This is a genomic window from Mastigocladopsis repens PCC 10914, from assembly GCF_000315565.1.
Taxonomy (GTDB): Bacteria; Cyanobacteriota; Cyanobacteriia; order Cyanobacteriales; family Nostocaceae; genus Mastigocladopsis; species Mastigocladopsis repens.
This window is the reverse complement of sequence record NZ_JH992901.1, coordinates 408,694-431,384: the sequence shown is the minus strand read 5'-3', so window position 1 is coordinate 431,384 and position 22,691 is coordinate 408,694. Positions and strand designations below refer to the sequence as shown.

At 45.0% G+C, this 22,691-nt stretch carries 16 protein-coding genes and 2 pseudogenes; 5 read left to right on the top strand and 13 right to left on the bottom strand.

Translation table 11 applies throughout. The features are described 5' to 3' along the window. Positions 1-326: 326 nt before the first annotated feature. The 5 genes from MAS10914_RS29565 to phaA all read right to left on the bottom strand — a co-directional run bounded on the left by MAS10914_RS29565 (position 327) and on the right by phaA (position 5,860). Positions 327-1,271, bottom strand: a complete 945-nt coding sequence (locus MAS10914_RS29565; RefSeq protein ID WP_017314616.1) for an SDR family oxidoreductase — start codon at positions 1,269-1,271, stop codon at positions 327-329. A gap of 24 nt (positions 1,272-1,295) precedes the next feature. Then, positions 1,296-2,216 (bottom strand): alpha/beta fold hydrolase, encoded by a 921-nt coding sequence (locus MAS10914_RS0104020; RefSeq protein ID WP_232224102.1) that lies wholly within the window; start codon positions 2,214-2,216, stop codon positions 1,296-1,298. Then, positions 2,200-2,922, bottom strand: coding sequence for an acetoacetyl-CoA reductase PhaB (gene phaB, locus MAS10914_RS0104015; protein WP_017314614.1), 723 nt, complete (start codon positions 2,920-2,922; stop codon positions 2,200-2,202). Before phaB ends, MAS10914_RS0104020 begins: the two co-directional genes overlap by 17 nt. Before the next feature lie 424 nt (positions 2,923-3,346). Beyond that, positions 3,347-4,393: a hemerythrin domain-containing protein gene (locus MAS10914_RS0104010; protein ID WP_017314613.1), complete on the bottom strand. Its 1,047-nt coding sequence runs from the start codon at positions 4,391-4,393 to the stop codon at positions 3,347-3,349. A gap of 264 nt (positions 4,394-4,657) precedes the next feature. Then, a complete protein-coding gene (gene phaA / locus MAS10914_RS0104005; protein ID WP_232224101.1) occupies positions 4,658-5,860 on the bottom strand; it encodes an acetyl-CoA acetyltransferase PhaA in 1,203 nt (400 codons plus the stop codon). Positions 5,861-6,888: 1,028 nt separating this feature from the next. Between phaA and MAS10914_RS0103995 the strand changes: the two genes are divergently transcribed. After that, on the top strand, positions 6,889-8,085 hold the full coding sequence (locus MAS10914_RS0103995; protein WP_017314610.1) for a sensor histidine kinase: 1,197 nt from the start codon (positions 6,889-6,891) through the stop codon (positions 8,083-8,085). Positions 8,086-8,104: 19 nt separating this feature from the next. Here MAS10914_RS0103995 and MAS10914_RS0103990 read toward each other — a convergent pair whose 3' ends face one another. The 3 genes from MAS10914_RS0103990 to MAS10914_RS31435 all read right to left on the bottom strand — a co-directional run bounded on the left by MAS10914_RS0103990 (position 8,105) and on the right by MAS10914_RS31435 (position 10,568). Next, positions 8,105-8,518, bottom strand: coding sequence for a response regulator transcription factor (locus tag MAS10914_RS0103990; protein WP_017314609.1), 414 nt, complete (start codon positions 8,516-8,518; stop codon positions 8,105-8,107). Positions 8,519-9,037: 519 nt separating this feature from the next. Then, on the bottom strand, positions 9,038-10,096 hold the full coding sequence (gene phaC, locus MAS10914_RS0103985) for a class III poly(R)-hydroxyalkanoic acid synthase subunit PhaC (RefSeq protein WP_017314608.1): 1,059 nt from the start codon (positions 10,094-10,096) through the stop codon (positions 9,038-9,040). 7 nt (positions 10,097-10,103) lie between these two features. Continuing rightward, entirely contained in the window at positions 10,104-10,568 is a 465-nt protein-coding gene (locus MAS10914_RS31435; RefSeq protein ID WP_017314607.1) for a poly(R)-hydroxyalkanoic acid synthase subunit PhaE, read from the bottom strand. 312 nt (positions 10,569-10,880) lie between these two features. On the opposite strand from MAS10914_RS31435, the gene MAS10914_RS0103975 reads away from it, so the two are divergent. Next, positions 10,881-12,164, top strand: a complete 1,284-nt coding sequence (locus MAS10914_RS0103975) for a valine--pyruvate transaminase (protein ID WP_026082324.1) — start codon at positions 10,881-10,883, stop codon at positions 12,162-12,164. 38 nt (positions 12,165-12,202) lie between these two features. Next, positions 12,203-12,862: a ribosome maturation factor RimM gene (gene rimM, locus MAS10914_RS0103970; protein WP_017314605.1), complete on the top strand. Its 660-nt coding sequence runs from the start codon at positions 12,203-12,205 to the stop codon at positions 12,860-12,862. Between the two features lie 586 nt (positions 12,863-13,448). On the opposite strand, the pseudogene MAS10914_RS36770 reads toward rimM, so the two are convergent. The 3 genes and pseudogenes from MAS10914_RS36770 to MAS10914_RS29550 all read right to left on the bottom strand — a co-directional run. Beyond that, positions 13,449-14,391 (bottom strand): annotated as a pseudogene (locus MAS10914_RS36770) (group II intron reverse transcriptase); the annotation flags it as partial. A 112-nt stretch (positions 14,392-14,503) separates the two neighbouring features. Next, positions 14,504-16,288 (bottom strand): reverse transcriptase domain-containing protein, encoded by a 1,785-nt coding sequence (locus MAS10914_RS0103955; protein ID WP_026082323.1) that lies wholly within the window; start codon positions 16,286-16,288, stop codon positions 14,504-14,506. A gap of 499 nt (positions 16,289-16,787) precedes the next feature. Next, positions 16,788-17,366: pseudogene (locus MAS10914_RS29550) on the bottom strand (reverse transcriptase N-terminal domain-containing protein); the annotation flags it as partial. On the opposite strand from MAS10914_RS29550, the gene MAS10914_RS35300 reads away from it, so the two are divergent. Beyond that, on the top strand, positions 17,355-17,546 hold the full coding sequence (locus MAS10914_RS35300) for a hypothetical protein (RefSeq protein ID WP_232224100.1): 192 nt from the start codon (positions 17,355-17,357) through the stop codon (positions 17,544-17,546). The pseudogene MAS10914_RS29550 and the gene MAS10914_RS35300 sit on opposite strands and share 12 nt — an antisense overlap. 735 nt (positions 17,547-18,281) lie before the next feature. Here MAS10914_RS35300 and MAS10914_RS0103945 read toward each other — a convergent pair. Next, positions 18,282-19,271, bottom strand: a complete 990-nt coding sequence (locus MAS10914_RS0103945) for a DUF4238 domain-containing protein (protein ID WP_017314601.1) — start codon at positions 19,269-19,271, stop codon at positions 18,282-18,284. A 146-nt stretch (positions 19,272-19,417) separates the two neighbouring features. After that, a complete protein-coding gene (locus MAS10914_RS0103940; RefSeq protein ID WP_017314600.1) occupies positions 19,418-19,756 on the bottom strand; it encodes a DUF433 domain-containing protein in 339 nt (112 codons plus the stop codon). A gap of 352 nt (positions 19,757-20,108) precedes the next feature. Here MAS10914_RS0103940 and MAS10914_RS0103935 point away from each other — a divergent pair, with 352 nt between their 5' ends. Continuing rightward, a complete protein-coding gene (locus MAS10914_RS0103935; protein ID WP_017314599.1) occupies positions 20,109-22,490 on the top strand; it encodes a phosphoketolase family protein in 2,382 nt (793 codons plus the stop codon). Positions 22,491-22,691: the final 201 nt, after the last annotated feature.

Here is a 22,691-nt window from a genome sequence, read left to right as displayed (position 1 = left end):
ACGCTCCATTAATCCTCGTGCCATTACACTTACTGGACTTTCTTGGACAAATTGTTCAAAAATGGAGCATAGCATCTTGACACCCAAACTCGCCCTTATATCTTGAGGATACATCGAAGTTGTATCTCACATTCCTAACTGGCACAGCGTTTCAGATTTCAAAATCCTAGTTCATTTGTTCGCGTTGAAAGGGCTGGGCATAGCAGGGTTAGCCTGCTCTCGGGCGTGACTGGCGTTCCCAGAAGGTAAGAAGCCTTATACAGTAAGCTTTTTTTCTATTTTGAATACGTTACGTACTAGTGAAGATCCGCGCTTGCAAAGAAGCCCTACTTGAACAGCACATTCTTACTCAGCCAGTCAGAAATGCTTGGTATCACGAGATGGCTAAAGTCTCCCTCAACTCTAGTATCATTGGGGACTGGCTCGTAAAAATTGTTTCGTTCATCTTCAGACTTTGGCTCCGAAGAGCGCTGGAGCCGGAAGCCGATCAGTAGCAACAAGGAATCCACCAGTTCGGGCGAAAGCCGCTGCAGCGCATCTAGCGCCCTAGCCGCATCCCCAACAAGGAAGTCACGAGTTGGATGTTCAGCAACGTAGAGGATCGCATCAGCTACTAGCTTAGGGTCATAGTAGGGCGGTATCCCTGCTGGCTTCACGCCTAACTTGGTGCGAGCATTGTTCCAAAAAGGTGTGTTGATGACCGCTGGCTTCACACTCGTCACACTGATGGGTACTTTCTCATGTTGCAACTCGACACGCAGCGCTTCGACAAAGCCTTCTATGCCGTGCTTCGCTGCTGAGTACGCACTCTGATATGGGAAACTTCGCCTACCCTCAATTGAAGATATGTGGATCAGTGCCCCCCGCCCCTCACGCTTGAGATGGGGTAGCGCCGCCATCGCACCGTATACCTGCCCCATCAAGTTAATATTAACGACGCGCTGAAACTCTTCTGGTGTGGTGTTGTCGAATGTGGCAAAGACGGCGATCGCCGGGCAATGCACCCACGTATCGAGTCGCCCGTACACTTCGACGGTACGGTCTGCGATCGCCTTGACCTGATCAAATGCCTCTACATCAGCGACGATAGCAGTTGCTTCACCACCAGACGCTCGAATCTCGTCCACCAACGAATTTAACTTCGGCTCACTGCGAGCAGAGACAACCACCTTTGCCCCACGCCGTGCAAACTGGAGCGCTGTCTCACGCCCGATACCACTCGATGCTCCTACGACCGAAACAACCTGCTGATTTATTGGCTTTAGCTGCATTAATGCTACTCCTTAAAGTTCTTACTAAAAATCAACGCCCGCCAGAAACTGGCTCAACGCCTCCGTAAACTGTTCGGGACGCTCAATGTGGGGTATGTGACCGCAGTCAGGTATCAAGGCGAGTTGTCCTTTCTGTAAACGGCTGACTGCATCTTGAGCCTGTTCTTTTGGGAAAATTAAGTCTTCAGTACCCCACACAACAAGGGTTGGCATCTGCAACTGCCCTAAAGAGTCAAGCAACACCTGGCGCTGTCCAAACAAATCCAGCTGGTCACGCAGCGAGGACAGGGTGGCTTCAAGAAAGTTGGGAAGAAGCGACATTCGCTCTTGCTCTGCGATCCACGCTTCCGGAACGAGTGAGGGATGAGCAAAAAACAGCGATGCCCGTGCCCAAGCTCGCAGCTTATTGTTAGGAGGCACTTTGCACATCAGTGTGGCAGCTTCTCCGTACAACGGCACGGTCAAAAGGGACAGGATTGGGTTGACCACCTGACCCAGTCCAGAACTATCTACCAGCACCAAGGCGGCAACTTTTTCTGAATGTGACAGTGCAAAGCGCAGGGCAACCAGACCACCTAGCGAGTTGCCCACGAGTATCGCCCGCTCAATTCCTAAGGCGTCGAGAAAATCACCCACGAACTGCTTAAGAAATGCCACCGAGTATTCGCGGTTGGGTTTAGCAGCATCGCCAAAACCTGGAAAGTCCAATGCCAAGACCCGATGACGATTAGCCAGCTTGGGCATCACCCAAGACCAATCAAGAGCGCTGTCAGCATCTCCATGTAGGAGCACTAACGGTGGGTCATAGTCGCCCGCCGTAAAGTAGCGAGTGGTTAAGCCATTTATATTTATTCGCTGCTCTTCAACCGCTGTTTTCACACTTTGCTCCATCATGTTTAAAGCATCAGCCATTGTCGTTACAAATCCCTCAAGTGTGATGGGCACCGTTGACTCTCAGAACCTCACCAGTGACGTAGCTGCTAGCTATGGGCGACAGCAGGAACGCCACTGCCCAGGCAACTTCCTCAGGCTTGCCAAAGCGACGGAAAGGAATTTCAGACAGAATACGCTCTTTGACTTTGTCTGGAACCGACTTGACCATATCAGTCTCAATAAATCCCGGTGCCACAGCGTTAGCTCGTACCCCGTAGCGAGCCGCCTCTAAAGCTAGGGACTTTGTTAAACCAATCACAGCCGCTTTGGATGCTGCGTAGTTGGTCTGACCGATGTTTCCTCGCTCACCAGAGATTGAGCTGATACAGACAACCGAACCTTCCCGACGCTCGTACATCTTGGGGATAACGGGCATCAGCGTGTTGTATACTCCCTTCAAATTTGTATCTATTACCTCATCCCAATCATCTACCTTAAGTTTGGGAAAAAAGTTATCTCGGGTAATTCCAGCGTTAGCCACAATTCCGTAAATCGGTCCTAGTTTCTGTTCAACCTGTTCTGCGGCTTTTTCCATTGCTGCGGAGTCGGTCACATCGGCTTGAATTGCCAAAGCTTTATTCTGACCATTCCTATCGCTGCGGTATGTGTAAGCAACCTTGGTTCCCAACTCCTCCAGCAGACTGACTATTGCCGCTCCTATCCCTCTATTACCGCCAGTTACCAAAACGACTTTATTTTCCAGTCCCAAAGAGACCATGAATCACTTCTACCCCTATTTTTATTTCACCCATGCTACCTCAACGGCAAAGCGCCAATGTTTGCAGCTTTGTTTGGCACAGATGTAGGCGTAAGCCGTGCCGTAGGCTACACAGATAATTCTGTACTTCATTCAATTGAGTTGTGCTATAGGAGAATGATTAGAACTCTTGCACTCATTCAATTTTTTTGAAATTCAACCACAGATGGACACAGATAAACACAGATAAATATCGGTGTTTATCTGTGTTCATCTGTGGTTCAAAAATTCATAAATCGTATTTTTGCAAGAAGTCTATTTTACACAATCACCTAAAAAGCCATTCTTTTGTTGCTCCCCTCAGCTTCATTCCTAATAAAGAGTCATGCTCGCTGCTTAACTGGCAATGCCTTTCCCTGTAATCAGTACAGCAAGATGCTGACTCTTATTGCATAGAAGCTGCCATTTCTTGCTGAATTTTGCTCTTGGCAGTTTTAAATTCAGTAGCCATTTGCTCTTTCTGCTCGTTGCTACAATTTTTGTCGATCGCCGGGAACATCGTAAATTCTTCTTGGCGAATGTGGTCGCCAAGCACATCCATCAGGTGTTTAACTTTTGATCTGAACTCGTCGGCTGAAGCGGGGTTAATAGACTTAATTTCATCTAGCATCCGCTTCATTTGAGATTGCTCATCGTACAGCTCTTGAGTGTTGTCATTACCGTAGAACGAGCGAACTTTTGGATACACTACTTCTTCTTCAGCTTGAGCGTGTGCTAATAAATCTTTGTAGAGCTGCCCGAAATACTCTTGGAGCTTTTGAGGATCTTTAGTAGCTCCGATTTCGGTGAAAATTGTATTCACCTTTTCGTGATCCAGGCGGATGAGGGTCTGGATGTTCATATCTTGCTTGTCAGTGTTTTGGGTAATCACACTGCCAGCTATACCGGATAATGCAGCGATCGCATCTTGCACCCGTCCCCATATTCCCTGATCGGCATCAAGACCCGTCATTTCGCGCACACCCACCTGTTCGAGCATCCCCTTGAGCTGTTCTTGGTGAGCGCGACCCTCAAAGTTGACAGTATTCAAAGGCGTAATTGCCACTTCAATGTCTGCCCCTACTTTCTGAGCAGCTTTGTGGATCATGACTCCACTCATGGCTTGACCATGCTTCATGAGTTCATGGTGAATGAGTTTCTGATAAAACGTAAACTCATTGCCTGACATCATTTGCTCAAACTGCGGAATAAATATCTTGGTTGCAGCGCTAGGTTCAGCTTGAATGCCATATTGAACGATGACAGTGTCTATGATGCCTATGTTTTTCCGGTCATCCTCAAGCATATTTTGGAGACGCTCTCGAACATCTTCATAAGGGCAGGCATCTATGAGTTTTTGGTCGTTCGAGATAATTAAATTTTGAAAGGCTTTCAGGTCTGCCAATCTTTCGCCAATAGCAAGCCGCTTTGTATCGTCTAGCGTTGTAACCACGTTTAGTTCTCCTCTATGAAAATAATCTGATTGATCCCCTTTCACCGCAGAGGTAACGTAGCTCAACACGAGTTTCCCAAACGTTACTCACGTCTGGCTTTAAGAACCTGATTGAACACAATTACCTTAGTGGTGGAAATGGGTTACGTTTTCAAGCGACAAAAACCTTGAATACCTTGATTTTGCAGGTGCTGCAGTTTGAGTCCACCTAACCTGGGTTAGATGTTTCGGTTTAGCCCACAAAAAGCTGAGTCGGATGGCTTGTCAAAGTCGTTCCAGTGCAAACGCCGTACCACCGCCAGTGCCATGACAAACTGCTGCCAGCCCTAACTGCCCATTTCTGTGCTGCAAAGCGTTGAGCAGCGTGACGATGATTCGCGCCCCCGAAGCGCCGATGGGATGCCCTAATGCGATCGCCCCTCCAAAGATATTTAGTTTCTCGTAAGGAATGCCCAGCACCCGATTAAACAGCACGTTGCTCAAAGCAAAAGCTTCGTTGTTCTCGAACAAGTCAAAATCGTAGATCCTCATCTTCAGCTTGTCTAAAAGCTTATTCACTGCCAAGATGGGAACTTCAGGGAAGCGCCAAGCTTCCCCACCGATCCACGATCCCCCAATCACCCGTGCTAGAGGTACCAGTCCGTAACGTTCCACCGCCGTTTGGCTTGCCAAGACAAGAGCTGCTGCTCCGTCTGATATCTGGCTACTGTTACCCGCAGTGAACACCCCATCCTCTGTGAACGCGGGCTTGAGTCGGGTCAGGCTCTCCAAGGTGGTTTCGGGGCGAATGCCTTCATCTTTTTCCACCAATTCCAAACCTTTCTTCCCTTTAACCTCAATCGGTACAATTTCCTTCTGAAAGGAGCCTTGCTCGGTGGCGAGTGTTGCCCGCTGCTGTGAATAGAGAGCGACTTGATCCAAGTCAGCCCGCGTCACCTGGTAAGCTGCTGCCAGCCTTTCTGCTTGCTCTCCCATCGCTTCAGCGGTCGTGGGATCGGTCAGACCGTCGTAAAGTAAAATATCTGTGAGTTGCTCTGGCGAACCCAGCAGGAATTTGTACCCCCATCTCGCTCGGTGTGATAGAAAAAATCCGGTCTGGGACATCGATTCCATTCCGCCAGCAAGTACGATGTCGGCTTCACCAGCGCGGATCGCAGTGGCGGCGTTCATCACACTCATCATTCCCGAGGAACACACCATGTCCACGGCATACCCGTTCACGGTTTCTGGAATTCCAGCCTTGAAAGCCGCTTGACGGGGCAATGACTGTCCGTGACCGGCTCTCAGGACATTGCCAAAAATGTAAAGGTCTAATGCTTCCCCGGATATTCCTGCCCGTTCCAACGCAGCGCGCATGGCGATCGCACCTAAATCCACTGGCGAAAAACCCGCCAGAACACCTCCGAACCGACCGAGTGGCGTGCGTACTGCTGAGACAATATAAGCTTCTTCCATACTGATTACCATTTTTACAATGTCAGATTAAGTCTGAAGTGAAGGCAAAAAAATCATTTTTTATCCTTCATTTTTTTGTTGAGTCAGGCAGTTTCTTATCTCCTTAAATTCATATTTTACTTATCAATATGAATTTAAAAATCTCTTTAGTATGATATTTTTAAAACATTTTTTAAACATCTACCCTGAAAGCTAATTATCAACTATTATTTAATAAAGCACAAAACAATCAGCATTCTATAACAAAGTAAAAGGAGCAACAATAATGGATGCCTTCAATAATTTTGAGCAGTACTTAAGGCAGTTAAGCGAAATGCAGAGAGGGCTTTTTAATAGCTGGACATCTATGATGCCGAATATGCAAAAGTTTACTACGCCAAATTTCCGTGAGAATTTCGATAGAACTCTGAGCTTTCAGGAAACCGTAGTAACAAGTTCTCTAGAATTACAAGCTCTGTTAGCTCGTATGTCACTCGAAACACAGAAGCAATTTTGGGAGAGCTATTTCAATCTGCTCCGGAAGTCCTGAATAAAAAAGCTGAGTGAGTAGATCTGCATTCGGTTCACATACAAAAAATAGTGATTTCTGATTTTTTAGAGTGTGTTTGTAAATGAATTATGAAATACTTTTTCTGACAAACACACTTTAACTATTAATAAATCCCCCAATAAATTTATTGGGGGAGACTTTTTCTGGTGAAACAGTTTGTGTTAGGGGAAGCCTTTTTTAGTCGTTCTCTTCATCAAAACTTGTACTTCAGTAACAAAGCCATTGGCTAAAATTTAACCCTGCTACTTTGTTTAATCGTCTATCTAGAGAAAGGGCATAATGTTAAGCCAGTTTGTACGGCTGAATACAAAAGCCAAGAAATCCGTGCTGGATTTTGGGCAATTTTGTCCTAATTCCAAAACAGAAAGAAAACCTAAGTGGAAATTATGTCCAGCCAAAGACAAGTAGCGAGTGTAAACTGGGCGATTACTCCACTAGAATGATGCTAAAGAAGGTTTTGCAATCTACTCCTGAGCGCGCCTGAGCCACAATGAATTTTAGTCAATTGCTTGTTGATAATATAGACACAATCACAAAAAACTGGGTTGAAGCAGTTCGCTTTGATAGGCAGATTTCAAGTGCCGATGATTTACCAGGCTCAGCTATACAGGATCATCTTCCCGATGTTCTCATGGCGATGGCAACCGTGCTTTCCCAATCCCACGACAGGGATATTCAGTCGATAGTGCAGAATAGTTTGGAACATGGAGTTCTGCGTGCTGCACAAGGTTTCGCTCCAACAGAAATTGCACGAGAATATCGTCTACTGCGTCAGGTCATCTTTTCTACTTTAGAGGCAGATTTAGTAGAGGGTACCGTTCGGGAAGTGATGCGAGTTTATGGTGTGATTGACGCGACAATTGACGAAGCGATCGCTCAGTGCTTCAAAAGTTATGTGGAGGAGCGATTCCAGGAAATACAGCAGCTACGCTCGTCAGCAGAGCTAACCAATCAGGAACTGACTCGCTTGCTAAAAGCGAATCAGGAGAATGTCTCTCAACTCGCCCACGAACTGAAAACCCCTCTGAATTCGATTATTGGCTACTCGGAGCTAATTTTGCGATCTTCACGCAAGAACCCTGAAGTTAAAGACACCGTTCCCCATTTGGAACATATTGAGCGAGTGGTACGCAATGGCAGACAGTTACTCCGCCTGATCAACGATGCACTGGAAATCTCTCGGTATGAGGCAGGGAAGATGAAACTGCACCCAGTGCCAACAGATGTGCGATCGCTAATCGACGATGTGTTTCAAATGTTGCACCCTTTAGCTGCTGTGAAAGAGCTACAAATGGTGGTTGATTGCGAACGTGCCCCCGAAAAAGTGCTGACAGACCCTTTGCGATTGCAGCAAATTGTCACTAACCTTGTGAGCAATGCGATTCGCTACACAGAGTCAGGAAGCGTCAAATTAACGTGCCAGATGCTATTTGATAACCAGTGGTCTATTGCAGCCAGTGACACAGGAATCGGGATTGCACCAGAAGACCAATTGCGTGTCTTTGACCCTTTCTTTCGAGCTGACAATAGCGGCACTCGCGTACCCGATAGTACTGGGTTAGGATTGGCAATTGTCTCGCAGCTAGTAAAACTCATGCAAGGCAAAATAGAGGTGGTATCGCTCCTAGGAGTAGGCTCCACCTTCACTGTTACCTTGCCGCTAGAAGTCAAAACACCCGCTTCATAGAGTTGAAGTAGCTGACGAATTATGAAGGGGAATTCATGGTGTCTTTCAATCGCAAAAATGCTTTAATTCTTGCCATTAATTCATCAAAATCAATCGGCTTACGGATGAAGTCATTAGCTCCTAACTCTAATCCTTGAGGTAAATCAGCTTCTACATAAGCCGTGATCATAAGAATCGGAATAAAAGGGAGTTTTTTATTTTCCCGAATACGCCGAGTGACTTCATAGCCATTCATTCCTGGCATCATGGCATCGAGCAACACGAGATCGGGTGGCGATGCTTCTATCTTGGCTAACGCTAATTTGCCATTTTTGGCAACATCAACCTCAAATCCTTCTTCCATCAAAATTGCCTCTAGTAAAGACAAATTATCTTGTGTATCATCTACAACTAGGATGCGTTTAGCTTGAGATTTAGCTTGAGAAGAAAACATAAAATCAAGTCTCCGTTTAAGTAAAGAGGCTGATCTCAATCTTGCACTTGCTAACTTGCAGTCTCATGGGTGTGGTGCAAGATATCATTGATCATAATTCTTGAATTTTGCAAATTTATAATAGCTATTTGTTGGCTTACAAGAAACTGACGGGAGTATGAAAGCTCTGTGGCTTGAGCCACGAGATGAAAGATGACACGCTTCTGTTAAAACCTGCCTTGAAAACGAGAGAAACGGTGGACATTTGTCTAATTTTTTCGTTAATATAGACGAATTAGCGGTAATTCGCACATAAAAAGCCAAGTAAGTCACGCGGACAATTCCTGATCCGGAACTCTGGGGGCTAACCCAAAATGTTGTACAACTGGGAATCAAAGAACGAGTTTTTTTGTTAAAACTGCGCTTCTTTAAACGCTGTAGGACATACAGTGTACGCTTGTGGAGGGTAAAGTCATAGGACTCCCCGTGAAACAAGAATCTCTTCGGCTTTAGCCAAGAGAGTGTCAATAACCTCCTACCTTAGGCAAGTCGCATCTTCAGCCAGTTGACAATGGTTGGAGGAAGGTTCTGCTGCACCTTACTGCTTACGTATATCCCAATATGTCCGACAGGAAAAGAGCAAACTGTGTAGTCCGGGCTTCCAATGTATTTCTCAAGAGCCAAGGAAGATGCAGGAGGAACCAGATGATCTTGCGTTGCGTAAATGTTTAAAATCGGGATGCGGATATTCCCCAGATCGACTCGCTTCCCTCCAATCTCGATTTGACCTTTGATGAGTTTGTTTCCCTGGTAGAAGTCCTTCATGAATTGTCGATAAGCCTCTCCAGCTTGATCGGGACTGTCGAAAATCCATTTTTCCATCCGCAGAAAGTTGACAAGCTTCTCTTCATTGTCAATGATCTCCAGAAGGTCAATATACTTCTTGACCCCTAACTGAAAGGGCTTGAGCATTATGAAGGTGAAGTTTAGGAAGTCGCCGGGGATATTGCCGAAAGTATCCACCATGAGATCCACGTCCATAGCTTGTGACGCCTGAGTGCATCCACTCCAAACATTGAAGAGTCCCTCTTTGATGTGGAAATCGACCGGAGTGACCATAGTAATGAGGTTTTTCACCTTCTCTGGGTAAAGGGAACTGTAGCAAAGGCTGAAGGTTCCCCCTTGACAAATGCCCAACAGGTTGATCCGCTCCAAGTTGTGCCGCTTGCGTATCACGTCCACACAGTTATTGATATAACCATTAATGTAGTCGTCAAGAGTGAGCCAGCGATCGCCTCGGCTCGGATAGCCCCAGTCAATGAGGTAGACATCCAAACCCAGTTTGAGCAAATTAGCAACGAGCGATCGCCCCTCCTGTAAATCGACCATATAGGGACGGTTGACTAAGGCGTAAACGATGAGGATAGGGATGTTCCGCGAATGCTCCACCTTTGAGTTGAAACGGTACAGCACCACTTTATCTTCTCGGTAGACCTCTTCGGTGGGTGTTACTCCGATTTGAATGTCCTCTTCGCGCAGACGGCTTGAGATATCAATGCCCTTAACCAGTTTTTGGAATAGCTCAGTAAACTCGTGCATCGCCTGCTTACAATACCTCGTTACTTAGGGATTCTGCCAAAGTTTTTTTTAGGTTTTTAACTTCCTTTCGCAACTCGTAGAGGCTACGGTAAATCTCGTCTAATTCGCTACGAGTTGGTAGGTCATTCATCTTGAGAAACACTTGCATGAGCTGTTGCTGGTGCAGCCGCCAAGCCATAGCTGCGTTCATGAATTTTCCGTGGATCTCAAGGGCATCCTCCGAATGGAACCTCTGTGCGAATACTCGGTCAAATATACTACTCCAGACCTGCAGAAACTGCCGCACGTTCTCAACTGTTTCACCCTTTTGTTGGGAAGATATTAACTCCCCCATGAGTTCTTCAAACGCCTTCAGCCAGACATCAAGCAGCAGTAAGAGATACTCAAAGCTCGCCTGAGTGAAGTTTATCCAAGCATTAAAAGTCTCAAGCAGTTTATTAAACTCACTGGTGTACTGCTGGTGTGCAACCATCAGGGTCTACTCCATGAAATTGCCATTCTTCTTGTGATAGCAAATTTTCAAGCAAAAAAATTCCACACTATAGGGGATGGGAGTACCAAAAGAACTCGGCAATTTAACTGCACTCATTATGCTGTACTATTCGTTTTCTCCTGAAGCTGTATCTTTTTTCTCTGAATAAGAACCGCTATAAATATAGTATTGCTGTACAAATAGTGCCATTCTCTAGTTACATTGGATAAAAGCGGTAGTAGCTCTTTTGGCAACAGCAGTCTGTCAACATAACTTGTCCACCACTATATTACGCTTATTTTTTCATCGCTTATGAACCCTGCCCTGACTCAATTCGGCGTCCATATGTCCCACCTGACAGGCGTCAGAGCTATTATGAAGGATATTATTGAAACTTTAAAAGCTGGTGCGGGGCAGCAATTAATTAATTTGAGTGCTGGCAATCCCTTGATTTTACCAGAGGTAGAACAATTATGGCGCGATTGTACTGCACAATTGCTGGCAAGCCCAGACTATGGTGAAGTCGTTTGTCGCTACGGGTCAAGTCAAGGGTATACACCATTCATTGAAGTCATTGCTAAGGATTTTAATGAACGATATGGCTTAAATTTGAACGAGCGCAATATCCTTGTGACTCCAGGAAGTCAAAGTCTCTACTTTTACGCTGCTAATGCTTTTGGCGGATACACCACCAGCGGTGAACTCAAGCAAATCGTTCTGCCCCTCAGTCCTGACTACACTGGTTATGGTGGCGTCACTTTAGTGCCAGAAGCCTTGATTGCCTACAAACCTACGCTAGATATTGATGCAGCGGCACACAAGTTTAAATATCGCCCCGACTTCAGCAAACTCTCGATTACAGAAAAAACTGGTTGCGTTATCTTCTCTCGCCCCTGTAATCCCACTGGTAATGTCCTCACCGATGATGAGGTGAAAAAAATTGCCGCCCTTGCTGCGTCTTATGATGTGCCGGTGTTAATTGATTCGGCATATGGTCTTCCATTCCCGGCGCTGAACTTTACTGAAATGACGCCAATATTCGGCAATAACATCCTGCACTGTATGACTTTATCCAAAGCTGGCTTACCAGGAGAACGCATTGGGATTGCGATAGGCGATGAACGGGTGATTCAAGTTCTGGAATGTTTCCAAACGAATGCCTGTCTCCATGCTTCACGTTACGGACAAGCGATCGCAGCACTTGCTATTAGCTCTGGTGCGCTTGCAGAAATTTGTACGCAAGTCATTCGCCCATTTTATCAGAATAAGTTTACCATTTTGGAAAGCACGTTAAACGAAGCAATGCCCAAGGATTTACCTTGGTTCCTCCATCGCGGTGAAGGGGCAATTTTTGCCTGGTTGTGGTTCCAGGATTTGCCAATGACAGACTGGGAGTTGTATCAAGAACTCAAGCAGGTGGGCGTTATCGTTGTGCCTGGGAGTTCGTTCTTTCCTGGCTTGGCGGAAGAGTGGGAACACAAGCAGCAGTGTGTCCGTATTAGCCTCACTGCAAGTGATGAGGAAATTGCAACAGGTATGCAGCGTTTGGCAAAAGTTGTACAACAAGTTTATCAGCGTGCGACTGTGAGTGCTTAAACAAACCGCACCAGGACTCAGAGTACGCAGAGGAAAAGATGAGGGACAAGGAGACAAGGCAACAAGGCGACAAGGCGACAAAGAGAGTGGCGGGAGAAAAAGCTTCCCCATCTTCCCCATCTCTCAACAAGTCCCGACTCCCTACTCCAACACCAGAAGGTTGGTTGGAAATTGGTAAGATTGTGGCACCACAAGGCTTGCGTGGGGAGATGCGGGTTTATCCTGACACGGACTTCCCCGAACGCTTTGAGGTCCCTGGAAAACGGTGGTTGTTGCGTCCAGGCGAGACGGAACCGGAACCTGTCGAATTGCTGTCGGGACGTTACGTTGAAGGCAAGAAGTTATGCATCATCAAACTTGCTGGGGTGGAAAATTGCGACCAAGCTGAGGAGTTGCGCGGTTGCAAGTTGATGGTGAAAGATTGCGATCGCCTCCCATTGGGAGAAGATGAATATCATGTCGCAGATTTGATTGGCTTGCAAGTTTTTATGCAGGAATCTGGCGAACTCGTTGGTACAGTGGTAGATGTGATTCCTGCTGGTCATGATTTGTTGGAAGTGCAGCGACACGCTTGTAATGACAAAAAAACAAAAAAAGTTTTGATTCCGTTTGTAAAAGCGATCACGCCAGTTGTAGATATAGCAGCAAGGCGCATTGAAATTACGCCACCAGATGGGTTACTTGAAATCAATGATTAGGGAATATTGCGCCTATAAACCAGTGAACAGTGAACAGTGACCAGTGACCAGGCGTATGGTAGGGGATTTAAACCCGCCACCAACTCTGTACAGTGACAGATTAGTGCCGTTGTAAAAAATAGTTGTCATCAAAAAGCTGAGTGTGGTTGAAAGCTAGGGGAGATGATCCTAGCTGCTATTTCTCATGTGTCTCAAGGGCATTGAGCCGAGAACTTGCATAAAAAGGATAGAGGCTCTTAAAGCTAGCTTATCCTATTATAGATTTCAGCTTTTTACTTCTCTATTTTAATAAAACAGGGGAAGATATATCCCCCTACTTGCACATCCTCATATCCGCGTTGATTCGGCAACTTGTGCCTGGAAACAGCAGGCTCACTTTTTTCCGTTTTACCAACTTTCAGTGATTGGGGATCGGGTAAGGTATGAGCGTGCAGATATATGGCAAAGTTCGACGCAACAAAGGTTAGCATTACCGCTAGTATGCCTGATTCTTATCGTTTTGGTAGAGTCGATGGGGACTATTACGTCCCGCATCTCTGTGTTAGATCTGGACGTGCCATTTTCACGGCATCCAGCTCCCGATGTTCTAGGGTTTCCCCTTGCCCATGTGGATGTAATCGTGACAGCTTTCATGAACTGCCAGAAGATTCTTTGTTTTCCAGTTTTGGTGATTTCCATCTATATGATGTAGGTGTACTTTCTCCTCACTGAACATTTTCAATCCACAGTATCCACATGCATGGTTTTGCCGTTTTAAAGCTTTAGAGGTTTCACCGTCATAGAGCTTGTTGTTGCGCTCGCTCCAGTAGGGAATGTCTCCATCAAATGGTGATTTCTCACCCTGGACGTTGACAAATTTGTTTTCGGAGTAGGGAACTGCTGGGAATGCTTTCTTAATCAGGCTTGTGCTTGATTCTCGGTCATTCTTAGTTTCCCTATTGAATACCTTGAATGTTCTGTGTTTGATGTGCCAGAGTGAAAATCGTGACCCATCCATCTTGCAGAAACGGTGGTAATTCCTCCATCCTCTAACCAAGGGAGCTAATTTCTCAGCTTTTACCTTGGAACCATAGTTGGAACAGTTGATGACAGCTTTTACTTTCTGACGGAATGCTTTGAAGTTATCCACTGAAGGGACACATCTAAACTTTCCGTTACTTTGCACTTTTGTTGTGCCAGCCTAGGAAATCAAAACCATCTGTCGATGCAGTTATCTTGGTTTTCTTTTCACTGATATTCATTCCTCGGTCTGCAAGGAACTGGTTTATCTTCTCAAGTATCTTGGTTGCGTTGTCTTTGGGTTTTAGGAAGAATACCATGTCATCGGCATATCTTACCGACGGGTGTAAGTCTTCTATTCCGTTGAGTGCAATGTTAGCTAAAAGTGGGCTTACCACACCACCTTGGGGGGTTCCTTGTTCGGGAAAGTCGGGATGTATTCCTGCTTTTAAGCATCGGAAGATGCCGATTTTCAACCCTTTCGGTGCCATCACTTTATCCATGATAGTTGTGTGGTTTATCCTGTCAAAAGTGGGTAGCTAGCTAGCGAGGTTTCCAAAGATTTGGCTCCTTTTCTAACTAGCCCCCGCCGAACCGTGCTTACGAGATTTCCAGGTACACGGCTCTCCAGTATTCTATGCATCACGAGACTCGTTTATATCTTGGTTTACCGGCGTGTATTGCATCATGGCATTGCGGGCAGACCATGAGAGTTTTCCTTCTACGTGCGGACATAACTTGCATCCATTGCGGTTTTTCCTTCCTGCCCTTGGTTTTAAGGTCTTTAAGGGCGCGAATATGGTGAACTTCAATGTTACCTTTTGCTCCACAAATCTCGCATTCATCCGCAAGAAGCCGTTTGATTAGTTCATTTCTGAACGCGGGCTTTCTCTTTGTCGGCAGGTCTTGTATGGTTGCTTTTAGGTTGCGTTTTAATTGTATGCCGCCGAAGCGAGCCACCAAAGGTTTCTTACCTTCTACTGGGACGGTTATTTCAACGCACTTTCTTAGACCTTGTGGAAGTTTTACCGTCTTATAGTACTTGGCGCAGAGTTTAGCCACGCTAGTTTTGTGTTTACAGGCAAGGGTTTTCATCAGTGAACTCGACATAACCCATTGAAGTTTTCTCAGCCATGCAATGTTTTGAGCAAGGCTATAGAATTGTACGTATCCTCTAAATTCTGACTGGTAAATGTTGACAATAGTAAAATCGTCATCATTTATTAATTCAGGGCGATGAATGGGTTTACCATTCCTCATGTATAGAGCGCACTTTTCTTCTATAAAGCTTGCTGGAGTTCTTAGTGCAATAATTCCATTGATTGAGCGTTTACCATTGGTATGCTTAGTGTCGGAATATTGAACTAAAATTTCGTAACCTAAAAACTTTGCTGCTTCATTTCTGGCATTAGTAATTAAGGTCTTTTCTGGTGACAGTTCCAACTGAAGATTTTCAGCCAAAAATGTCTTTAATTTTTCCTTGATTTCCTTTGCCTCTTGAAACGAGCCAATAAAACCAAGCAGAAAATCATCTGCATAGCGGACGTAGTTTAACCTCCTGTATCCAGGGTCACGGACATCTTTAGAAGGCATTTTCTGGTATTGTATTTCCAGTTGACGCGCTTTTTCAAATTGTCCATTTTTCCTGTAGTACCAGGCGAGTTTTACGAGTTTTGAATACTCCGGATTTTCTGTCCGACATTTACCACGCGTATATTCTGGAATGAGTGTCTCTTCGATAAATTTATCGAATTTGTCAAGATATATATTTGCGAGTATGGGTGATATTATCGAGCCTTGCGGCGTTCCGCTAACGGTAGAGTAATATTTCCATTGCTCACAGTAACCTGCTTTTAGCAAGTTTTCAATCAATCTCAAGAAGCGATTATCTAGGATTTTCTCGCGTAAAATTGACATTAAGATTTTATGGTCTATGTTGTCAAAACATCCACGAATATCTCCTTCGATAAACCATTTGGTTCCTTGCCAAGTACGGTCTATTATTGTTAGTGCCGTATGACATCCACGATTGGGTCTAAAACCATGACTGCTGTTAGAAAATTGGGGTTCGTAGTACGCTTCTAATATCAAACGTATTACTTCCTGAACCAATTTATCGTTCCAAGTGGGAATTCCTAGGGGTCGAGTTTTCCCATTTTTCTTGGGAACATTAATTCGCCGCACTGGTGTCCACCGAAAACGTTCATAGCGAATATTTTCTATGAGGTTTTCAATCTTTTTAATGGACATCCCATCAGCAGTGTCAGTTGTGACTCCTGGTGTCATTGCCCCATCATTTTTGTAGATGCGACTGTACGCCAGTAGGTACAGCTTGGGATTGAAAAGTTGCCTGTAGACATCATCCAGGGGTAAGTCACGATAACCTCTGTCTCGGATTACACTTAAAACCGTTTCGGCGTTTCGCATCTCGCGTACCTCTCGATGTAAGTGTGAAGAATACCTGTTCTCCTTCGCCATGTGGGCGGCTTTCCCGTCCTCGGACTACTATGAGAACTCTGTAACCATAGGGGTCGCCCCCTGTAAGTCATCCCGCGCTTTATTAACTCGGTACGTAACAGTGTGATTTAGGTGTCCCATTCATTCGTTAAGCCATCTCATCGCTGGCTGACTTCGTTTGAAGGAGTTGTATGGTTTAAATGTTTAAAACCACACACAAACGATTATTCCTTTTAGGCGTTGTAGGAATAGGCAATCGCGTATACCGTCAGAATTGGGCTTCAGGTAGTTTAACTTTCACCATGTCACACAGGTCTTGCCGAACAATAGTTTTCACGCCTTTTCTCTATTCCCAGCTTTACCAACATGCTGTTGTCCCTTTTGTCTTTCGACTCCAGGTTAGTTGGTTGACCTAGAGACTTTCTCCTTATTCTCTCCCAACTTGGTTGGGGATACCGCATTAACTGTCGCGGCGCACGCATTTTTCGATATCGAGTTCTATAACTCGCTTTTCTATTCCATTGCAGAAAGAGCGTAGATTGAGGAACAGGATTTTCTGGGCGTCATGTGCCGAGCGCCCTGCTCGAAATCCGTAGCTGTTTGCGTGGAAAGTTGCTTCATGTGCTGGTTCTAGTGCATATTTTGCAAGGCATTGCCATGCTCTATCTGTAATAGTGGGGACTTTTAGAATTCTGGTTTTACCGTCTTTGTTGGGTATTGGGATTTCTCTTAATTTGCTATGGTGCCAATTAAGGTATTGTTTCTTGAGGAGTTCCTCAAGTTGGAAGCGTTCTTCATAATTGAGGGACGCTTTCCCATCTATACCCGCAGTCTTTTTACCAGCATTTAGCTGTGTTACTTGACGAATTGCCAGTAGCCGCGCCGCCCTAGATTTCAGAATCAGCTTCTGGAGTGACCGCGCTTTACGCATGTCGCCTGCTTTAACTGCTTTGAACAATCGAACTTGTAAGCGAAGCAAGTTGCGTCGGAATTTCTTCCAAGGTAATTTGCTCCAAGATTCACTAGTGTTATCACTGTGTCCAATCATGCTTTACTCTATCCTGATTGTTTTGTGAACACCTCAGACCAATTACGGTCTGTCCTACCCGAATTAAAGGAATTCAGCCGCTCGTCTGGCTTACCTGGGTTTCGACCCAACGGGAGAGCAGTCGCCTACGGAGGGAAACCCTCCTCATGCGCGCTGTCTCACCGTTCCCAAGACCTTTAACTCGTTTTTATTCGTTCCCCGGATGGGATTATTATGTGCCGTTAGGTGGAACCAATTCAACCGCTAGAATCCCTTACTCATGCCGCTTGTCCTGGTATCATCGGCGGGATTTTGTCTCTAACGAAGTCAGGGGTTTTGTGTTATGCCCTGCGTCCGAATAGGTTGCTTTTCCAGGTTCTGCTTTCACCTTGTGCACTCCCCATTAGCGCCAGTGTCAGCCCATAACAGCCGTCTGGTTGCGCCCTGTTCCCAGCTTCAGTCTCCAACATTCCGAGTTTGGTCGCTGTGGGCAGATAAGGAGTCACCCCTGAGTTTGGGGGGGAGGGTTTTCACCTCCATCTCTTCCGGAGTTCATCTGTTGTCAGATGGTTAGCTTATTTACGGATTGATTACCGAGATTCAGCTAACAACGAATCGCACACCAGCTTTCGGTTAAAAGTTGGGATGTGCGTTTAAATATTCTCTCAATTTCATCTTTATCACTTAAGACCATAAAGTTTTTAGTTTTTTGTCATTTTCAAATATTGTCAATTGATATCTTTTGACTAAAAATATATTATGCCGAACAAAACAAACTGTTATTTTGATACGAAAAATTTTAAATACAAATGATGAAACAGCCTATTTTCCTGAAGCAAGCCGCCTATCAGGTTGTTTTATGCTAAATGGCGGCTCATTGCACAGACTCTCCTTCTAGTCCATTATTTGGGGCAAAATATTTTTAAACCCACTTAATCAGATATTATTCAAATACTTACTTATAATTTGTTCTAGTTCTGACTGCTTCATAAGCTCTGACTCTTTACCAATTAATGGTAAAAGATTATTTATATCTACAGAGTATTCCGAACACACAAAAAACTCTCGGCTACATTTTGCGATGGCTTCGTTAATTGCCTTTAAATTAATTTGAGAGATTTCCGAGTTAGTTCCAATCAAGAGTAAATTTGATGCTATCGGTAAAAAAACATTTTTAATTTTATCTTCTTTATCATGGAAAGATTTGAATCTTCTAGAACCAGAAATCTCAAATAAACATCCAGTATCACCAAGAATTAAAGGAATATTGGATTTATATACAAACCATTGCAATTCTCTATAAATATTTGCTCTTATTTCTGGAGCCGGATTCTCTGCTAAAGCTTGGTTATGAGTTTCTCTAACTACTTTCGGCAGTTCATTGTTAATAATTAAAATTAAAGATTCAAATATTGTTTTAAGCTCTAACTCTCGCTCATCTAAAAAATTAGGACCTTTAGACAATAATAATTGAAGTAATGTATTTGGTTTTTCTAGTTTTAATTTATTCAGAATAACTTTTTTTATGTTGTTAAAATTGGAAAAGCATTTGTGAAATTCAAGTAATAAATTATCTGTTGATTCATAGAGAGATTCTCTAAGATGTTTTGTTCGGATAACTAGATGAGCAATAAAATCAGCTATTCGTGATTCGTTTACTTCAACTACTTCACCCTGATGACTTCTCTGCCTTAATCCATCTATGAGAACTGAATATTTTACCTCTAATTTTGTAATTTCCGGATCTGCATTAGCTTCTCCTTCGCTTCCATAAAAATGTTTCACAACACTAACATTTATTATGTTTATTTCAAATGGCTTTTCTTCCTTACGATATTGCCAAGTAAATACTTGTTCTCTCTTACTTCGACTAGCAAATCCTTTAAGTAAAAATCTTGGAAGTATGTGATGTCTTACACCTGACATATACTGCTCTTTAAATCATTCAAATTGTTTCTAGACACTAATTTTCTCCGTATAATTATAAAAAAACTACACGATATCAAGTATTGGGTTACGGCGAAATAACCCTCGAACGATCGTATTATCGAAGTTCTCGTCAGCCAGAAACTTCAACATGCTTCCTGCTCGGTTTTACGGGCAAGTAGGCGATCGCGTAAGCCTTGTGGGTCAAACTTAGCTTGATTCATTGTGCGGATCTCTTGCGATTGCTGCCTTCGCTGTTGCAAGTAGGCTTCTACCTCAGACTGGTGCTTGAGATAGAAGGCAATCGTGGCATAAACATCGGCTAGACTCAGTGACGGATACCGATAAGCGAGTTCCTCTGCTGTTGCGCCCTGATTAAAGACAGCAACCACAGTATCTAAGGTTACACGGGTCTTGCCGACTAAAATTACACCGTCTTCATTTGCCTGTAGAGGAGCAGTTTCTGCCACGATTGCTAACGACATAAACACTTCCAAATTCAATACATTAATGGTAGTAGATTGCCGTCTGCTTCAAAACCTGTATTAGACCGAATACGTTTCACTTGGGGTCTAAATCCCCTGCGTGTTACCTGGTCACTGTTTTCATCAGTAGTGTAGGGTGTGCCGTGCCTATCGTATCCTGTCTACTATATCCGGATTCTGGTAGGCACGGCACACCTTACGTGTATTTCAAAAATCAAATATTAGTCCTATACTACTTTCAAATTTCTCACTGACTACTGAAAAGATTGGTCATGAGTAAGATGATCATCATGCCCAAGACAATTAAACTTCCAGGTGGTTTCGTCTACATCTTTTTGTAAGGGAGTTGAATATGACTTTAGCAAGTCCTCCACAAACAAAGCCTTTAACAGAAGAAGAACTGCGGAAGATGAACGCCTACTGGCGTGCAGCTAATTATCTTTCAGTTGGGCAAATATATTTACTCGACAATCCGCTGCTAAAAGAACCGCTAAAACTGGAACACATTAAACCCAGGCTTTTGGGTCACTGGGGTACAACTCCGGGTCTTAACTTCCTCTACGTTCACCTCAACCGGATCATCAAAAAATATGACCAGAATATGATCTACATTGCTGGTCCTGGTCACGGTGGTCCCGGAATAGTTGCAAACGTTTACCTAGAAGGCACTTACAGCCAGTACTACCCCAACATCTCCCAAGATGCTGAGGGGATGAAGAAACTCTTCGTACAGTTCTCTTTCCCCGGCGGCGTTGGTAGCCATTGTACCCCTGAACTTCCTGGTTCCATCCACGAAGGCGGTGAACTTGGTTATTCGCTTTTCCATGCATACGGTGCAGCTTTTGACAACCCCGACCTTATCGTTGCTTGCGTTGTTGGCGATGGCGAAGCAGAAACTGGACCTCTAGCGACAAGCTGGCACTCCAACAAGTTTCTCAACCCCGTGTATGACGGTGCTGTACTCCCGATCCTCCATTTGAATGGGTACAAGATTGCCAACCCGACGGTCCTGTCACGCATCAGCCATAAGGAGTTAGAAAGCTTATTTGTAGGCTATGGTTACAAGCCCTACTTTGTGGAAGGTTCCGACCCGGAAACCATGCACCAGCTGATGGCGGCGACGCTGGAAACTGTGATTAACGAAATCAAAGAAATTCAGGAAGACGCCCGTACCAATGGTTTCAGTCAGCGTCCGCAATGGCCGATGATTGTTCTTAGAAGCCCCAAAGGGTGGACGGGACCCAAGGAAGTCGATGGCGACAAGGTAGAAGATTATTGGCGATCGCACCAAGTTCCTTTTGGGGAGTTGGCAAGCAAGCCAGAACACATCAAACTCCTAGAAGAGTGGATGAAGAGTTACAAGAGCGAAGAACTCTTCGATGAGAACGGCAAGTTCATTCCAGAACTTGCAGAACTGGCTCCCAAAGGAAAGCGACGCATGGGTGACAACCCCCACGCCAACGGCGGTCTTCTGCTGCGCGACTTGAGGATGCCTGAGTTTGAAAATTATGCCGTCGATGTTTCCGAACCAGGTAGGGTGATTTCGGAAGCAACTAAGGTGAGTGGAAAATTCTTACGGGATGTGATGAAACTCAACCTAGAGTCCCGCAACTTCCGCATCTTCGGTCCCGACGAAACAAAATCAAATCGCTTAGATGCTGTGTTTGAGACAACAGACCGCACTTGGGCGGCCCAGAGACTTCCTGAAGACGCTAACTTGTCTGCCGAAGGTCGGGTGATGGAAATTCTTAGCGAAAATGCCTGTCAAGGGTGGTTAGAAGGATACCTCCTCACAGGTCGCCACGGCTTCTTCTCCTGCTACGAGGCGTTCATCCACATCGTAGACTCCCAGTTCAACCAGCACGCCAAGTGGCTTGACACTACCCTGGATATTCCCTGGCGCAGACCAATTGCTTCGCTCAACTATCTCCTCACCTCCCACGTTTGGCGCCAAGACCACAACGGCTTTTCTCACCAAGACCCCGGTTTTATCGACCTTGTAGTCAACAAGAAAGCAAAAGTGATTCGGGTGTATTTGCCCCCCGATGCCAATTGTTTGCTATCGGTGACAGACCACTGTCTACGCAGCCACAACTATGTCAACGTCATCGTTGCTGGGAAGCAACCCGCTTTGCAATACTTGGATATGGATGCAGCAATTAAACACTGCACCAAAGGTCTCGGTATTTGGGAATGGGCAAGCAATGACAGAGGTAGTGAGCCAGATGTGGTAATGGCATGCGCTGGAGACATTCCCACGATGGAAGCCTTGGCGGCGGTGGACATTCTGCGCCAAAACTTCCCGGATCTGAAGGTACGGGTGGTGAACGTGGTTGACTTGATGAAACTTCAGCCTGAGTCGGAACATCCCCACGGACTCAGCGATAAAGACTTCGATAGTATTTTCACCACCGACAAGCCAATTATCTTTGCCTTCCACGGTTATCCTTGGCTGATTCACCGTCTAGCATATCGCCGGACAAACCATGCAAACCTTCATGTGCGGGGTTACAAGGAAGAGGGAACGACCACCACGCCTTTTGATATGACCGTAGTTAACGATGTAGATCGCTTCCACCTAGCTATGGACGTTATTAACCGCGTACCACATCTAGGGTATAAGGCGGCTTATGTCAAGCAGATGCTGCAAGATAAGCTGATTGAACACAAGCACTACATTAACAAGTACGGTGAGGATATGCCGGAAATCCAGAACTGGAAGTGGCCGTACTAGGAGTTCTCCGACCCAAAAATGACGGGTAAGCATTTGTAGTAAGCGCTTTAGCGCTAAAGCGCTTACTACAAAATTTTCAATCTTTGACAAACCTTAAAAGATGCCAATCAAATCCGCCTTCTGTTGAACTGACTGTCAGTATTGGGTCAAGAAGATATTGGAAAGTTGGGAGTGGTTAATAGTTAGCGAAGCAACCAACAA

Bases quoted from the DNA above. Each gene is read 5' to 3' on its own strand.
- MAS10914_RS0103945 (WP_017314601.1), bottom strand. From the start codon at position 19,271: ATGTCAGGTGTAAGACATCACATACTTCCAAGATTTTTACTTAAAGGA.
- MAS10914_RS29565 (WP_017314616.1), bottom strand. From the start codon at position 1,271: ATGCAGCTAAAGCCAATAAATCAGCAGGTTGTTTCGGTCGTAGGAGCA.
- MAS10914_RS0103935 (WP_017314599.1), top strand. From the start codon at position 20,109: ATGACTTTAGCAAGTCCTCCACAAACAAAGCCTTTAACAGAAGAAGAA.
- MAS10914_RS0103975 (WP_026082324.1), top strand. From the start codon at position 10,881: ATGAACCCTGCCCTGACTCAATTCGGCGTCCATATGTCCCACCTGACA.
- phaA (WP_232224101.1), bottom strand. From the start codon at position 5,860: ATGGTAATCAGTATGGAAGAAGCTTATATTGTCTCAGCAGTACGCACG.
- rimM (WP_017314605.1), top strand. From the start codon at position 12,203: ATGAGGGACAAGGAGACAAGGCAACAAGGCGACAAGGCGACAAAGAGA.
- phaB (WP_017314614.1), bottom strand. From the start codon at position 2,922: ATGGTCTCTTTGGGACTGGAAAATAAAGTCGTTTTGGTAACTGGCGGT.
- MAS10914_RS0103955 (WP_026082323.1), bottom strand. From the start codon at position 16,288: ATGCGAAACGCCGAAACGGTTTTAAGTGTAATCCGAGACAGAGGTTAT.
- MAS10914_RS31435 (WP_017314607.1), bottom strand. From the start codon at position 10,568: ATGGTTGCACACCAGCAGTACACCAGTGAGTTTAATAAACTGCTTGAG.
- phaC (WP_017314608.1), bottom strand. From the start codon at position 10,096: ATGCACGAGTTTACTGAGCTATTCCAAAAACTGGTTAAGGGCATTGAT.
- MAS10914_RS0103940 (WP_017314600.1), bottom strand. From the start codon at position 19,756: ATGTCGTTAGCAATCGTGGCAGAAACTGCTCCTCTACAGGCAAATGAA.
- MAS10914_RS0103995 (WP_017314610.1), top strand. From the start codon at position 6,889: ATGAATTTTAGTCAATTGCTTGTTGATAATATAGACACAATCACAAAA.
- MAS10914_RS0103990 (WP_017314609.1), bottom strand. From the start codon at position 8,518: ATGTTTTCTTCTCAAGCTAAATCTCAAGCTAAACGCATCCTAGTTGTA.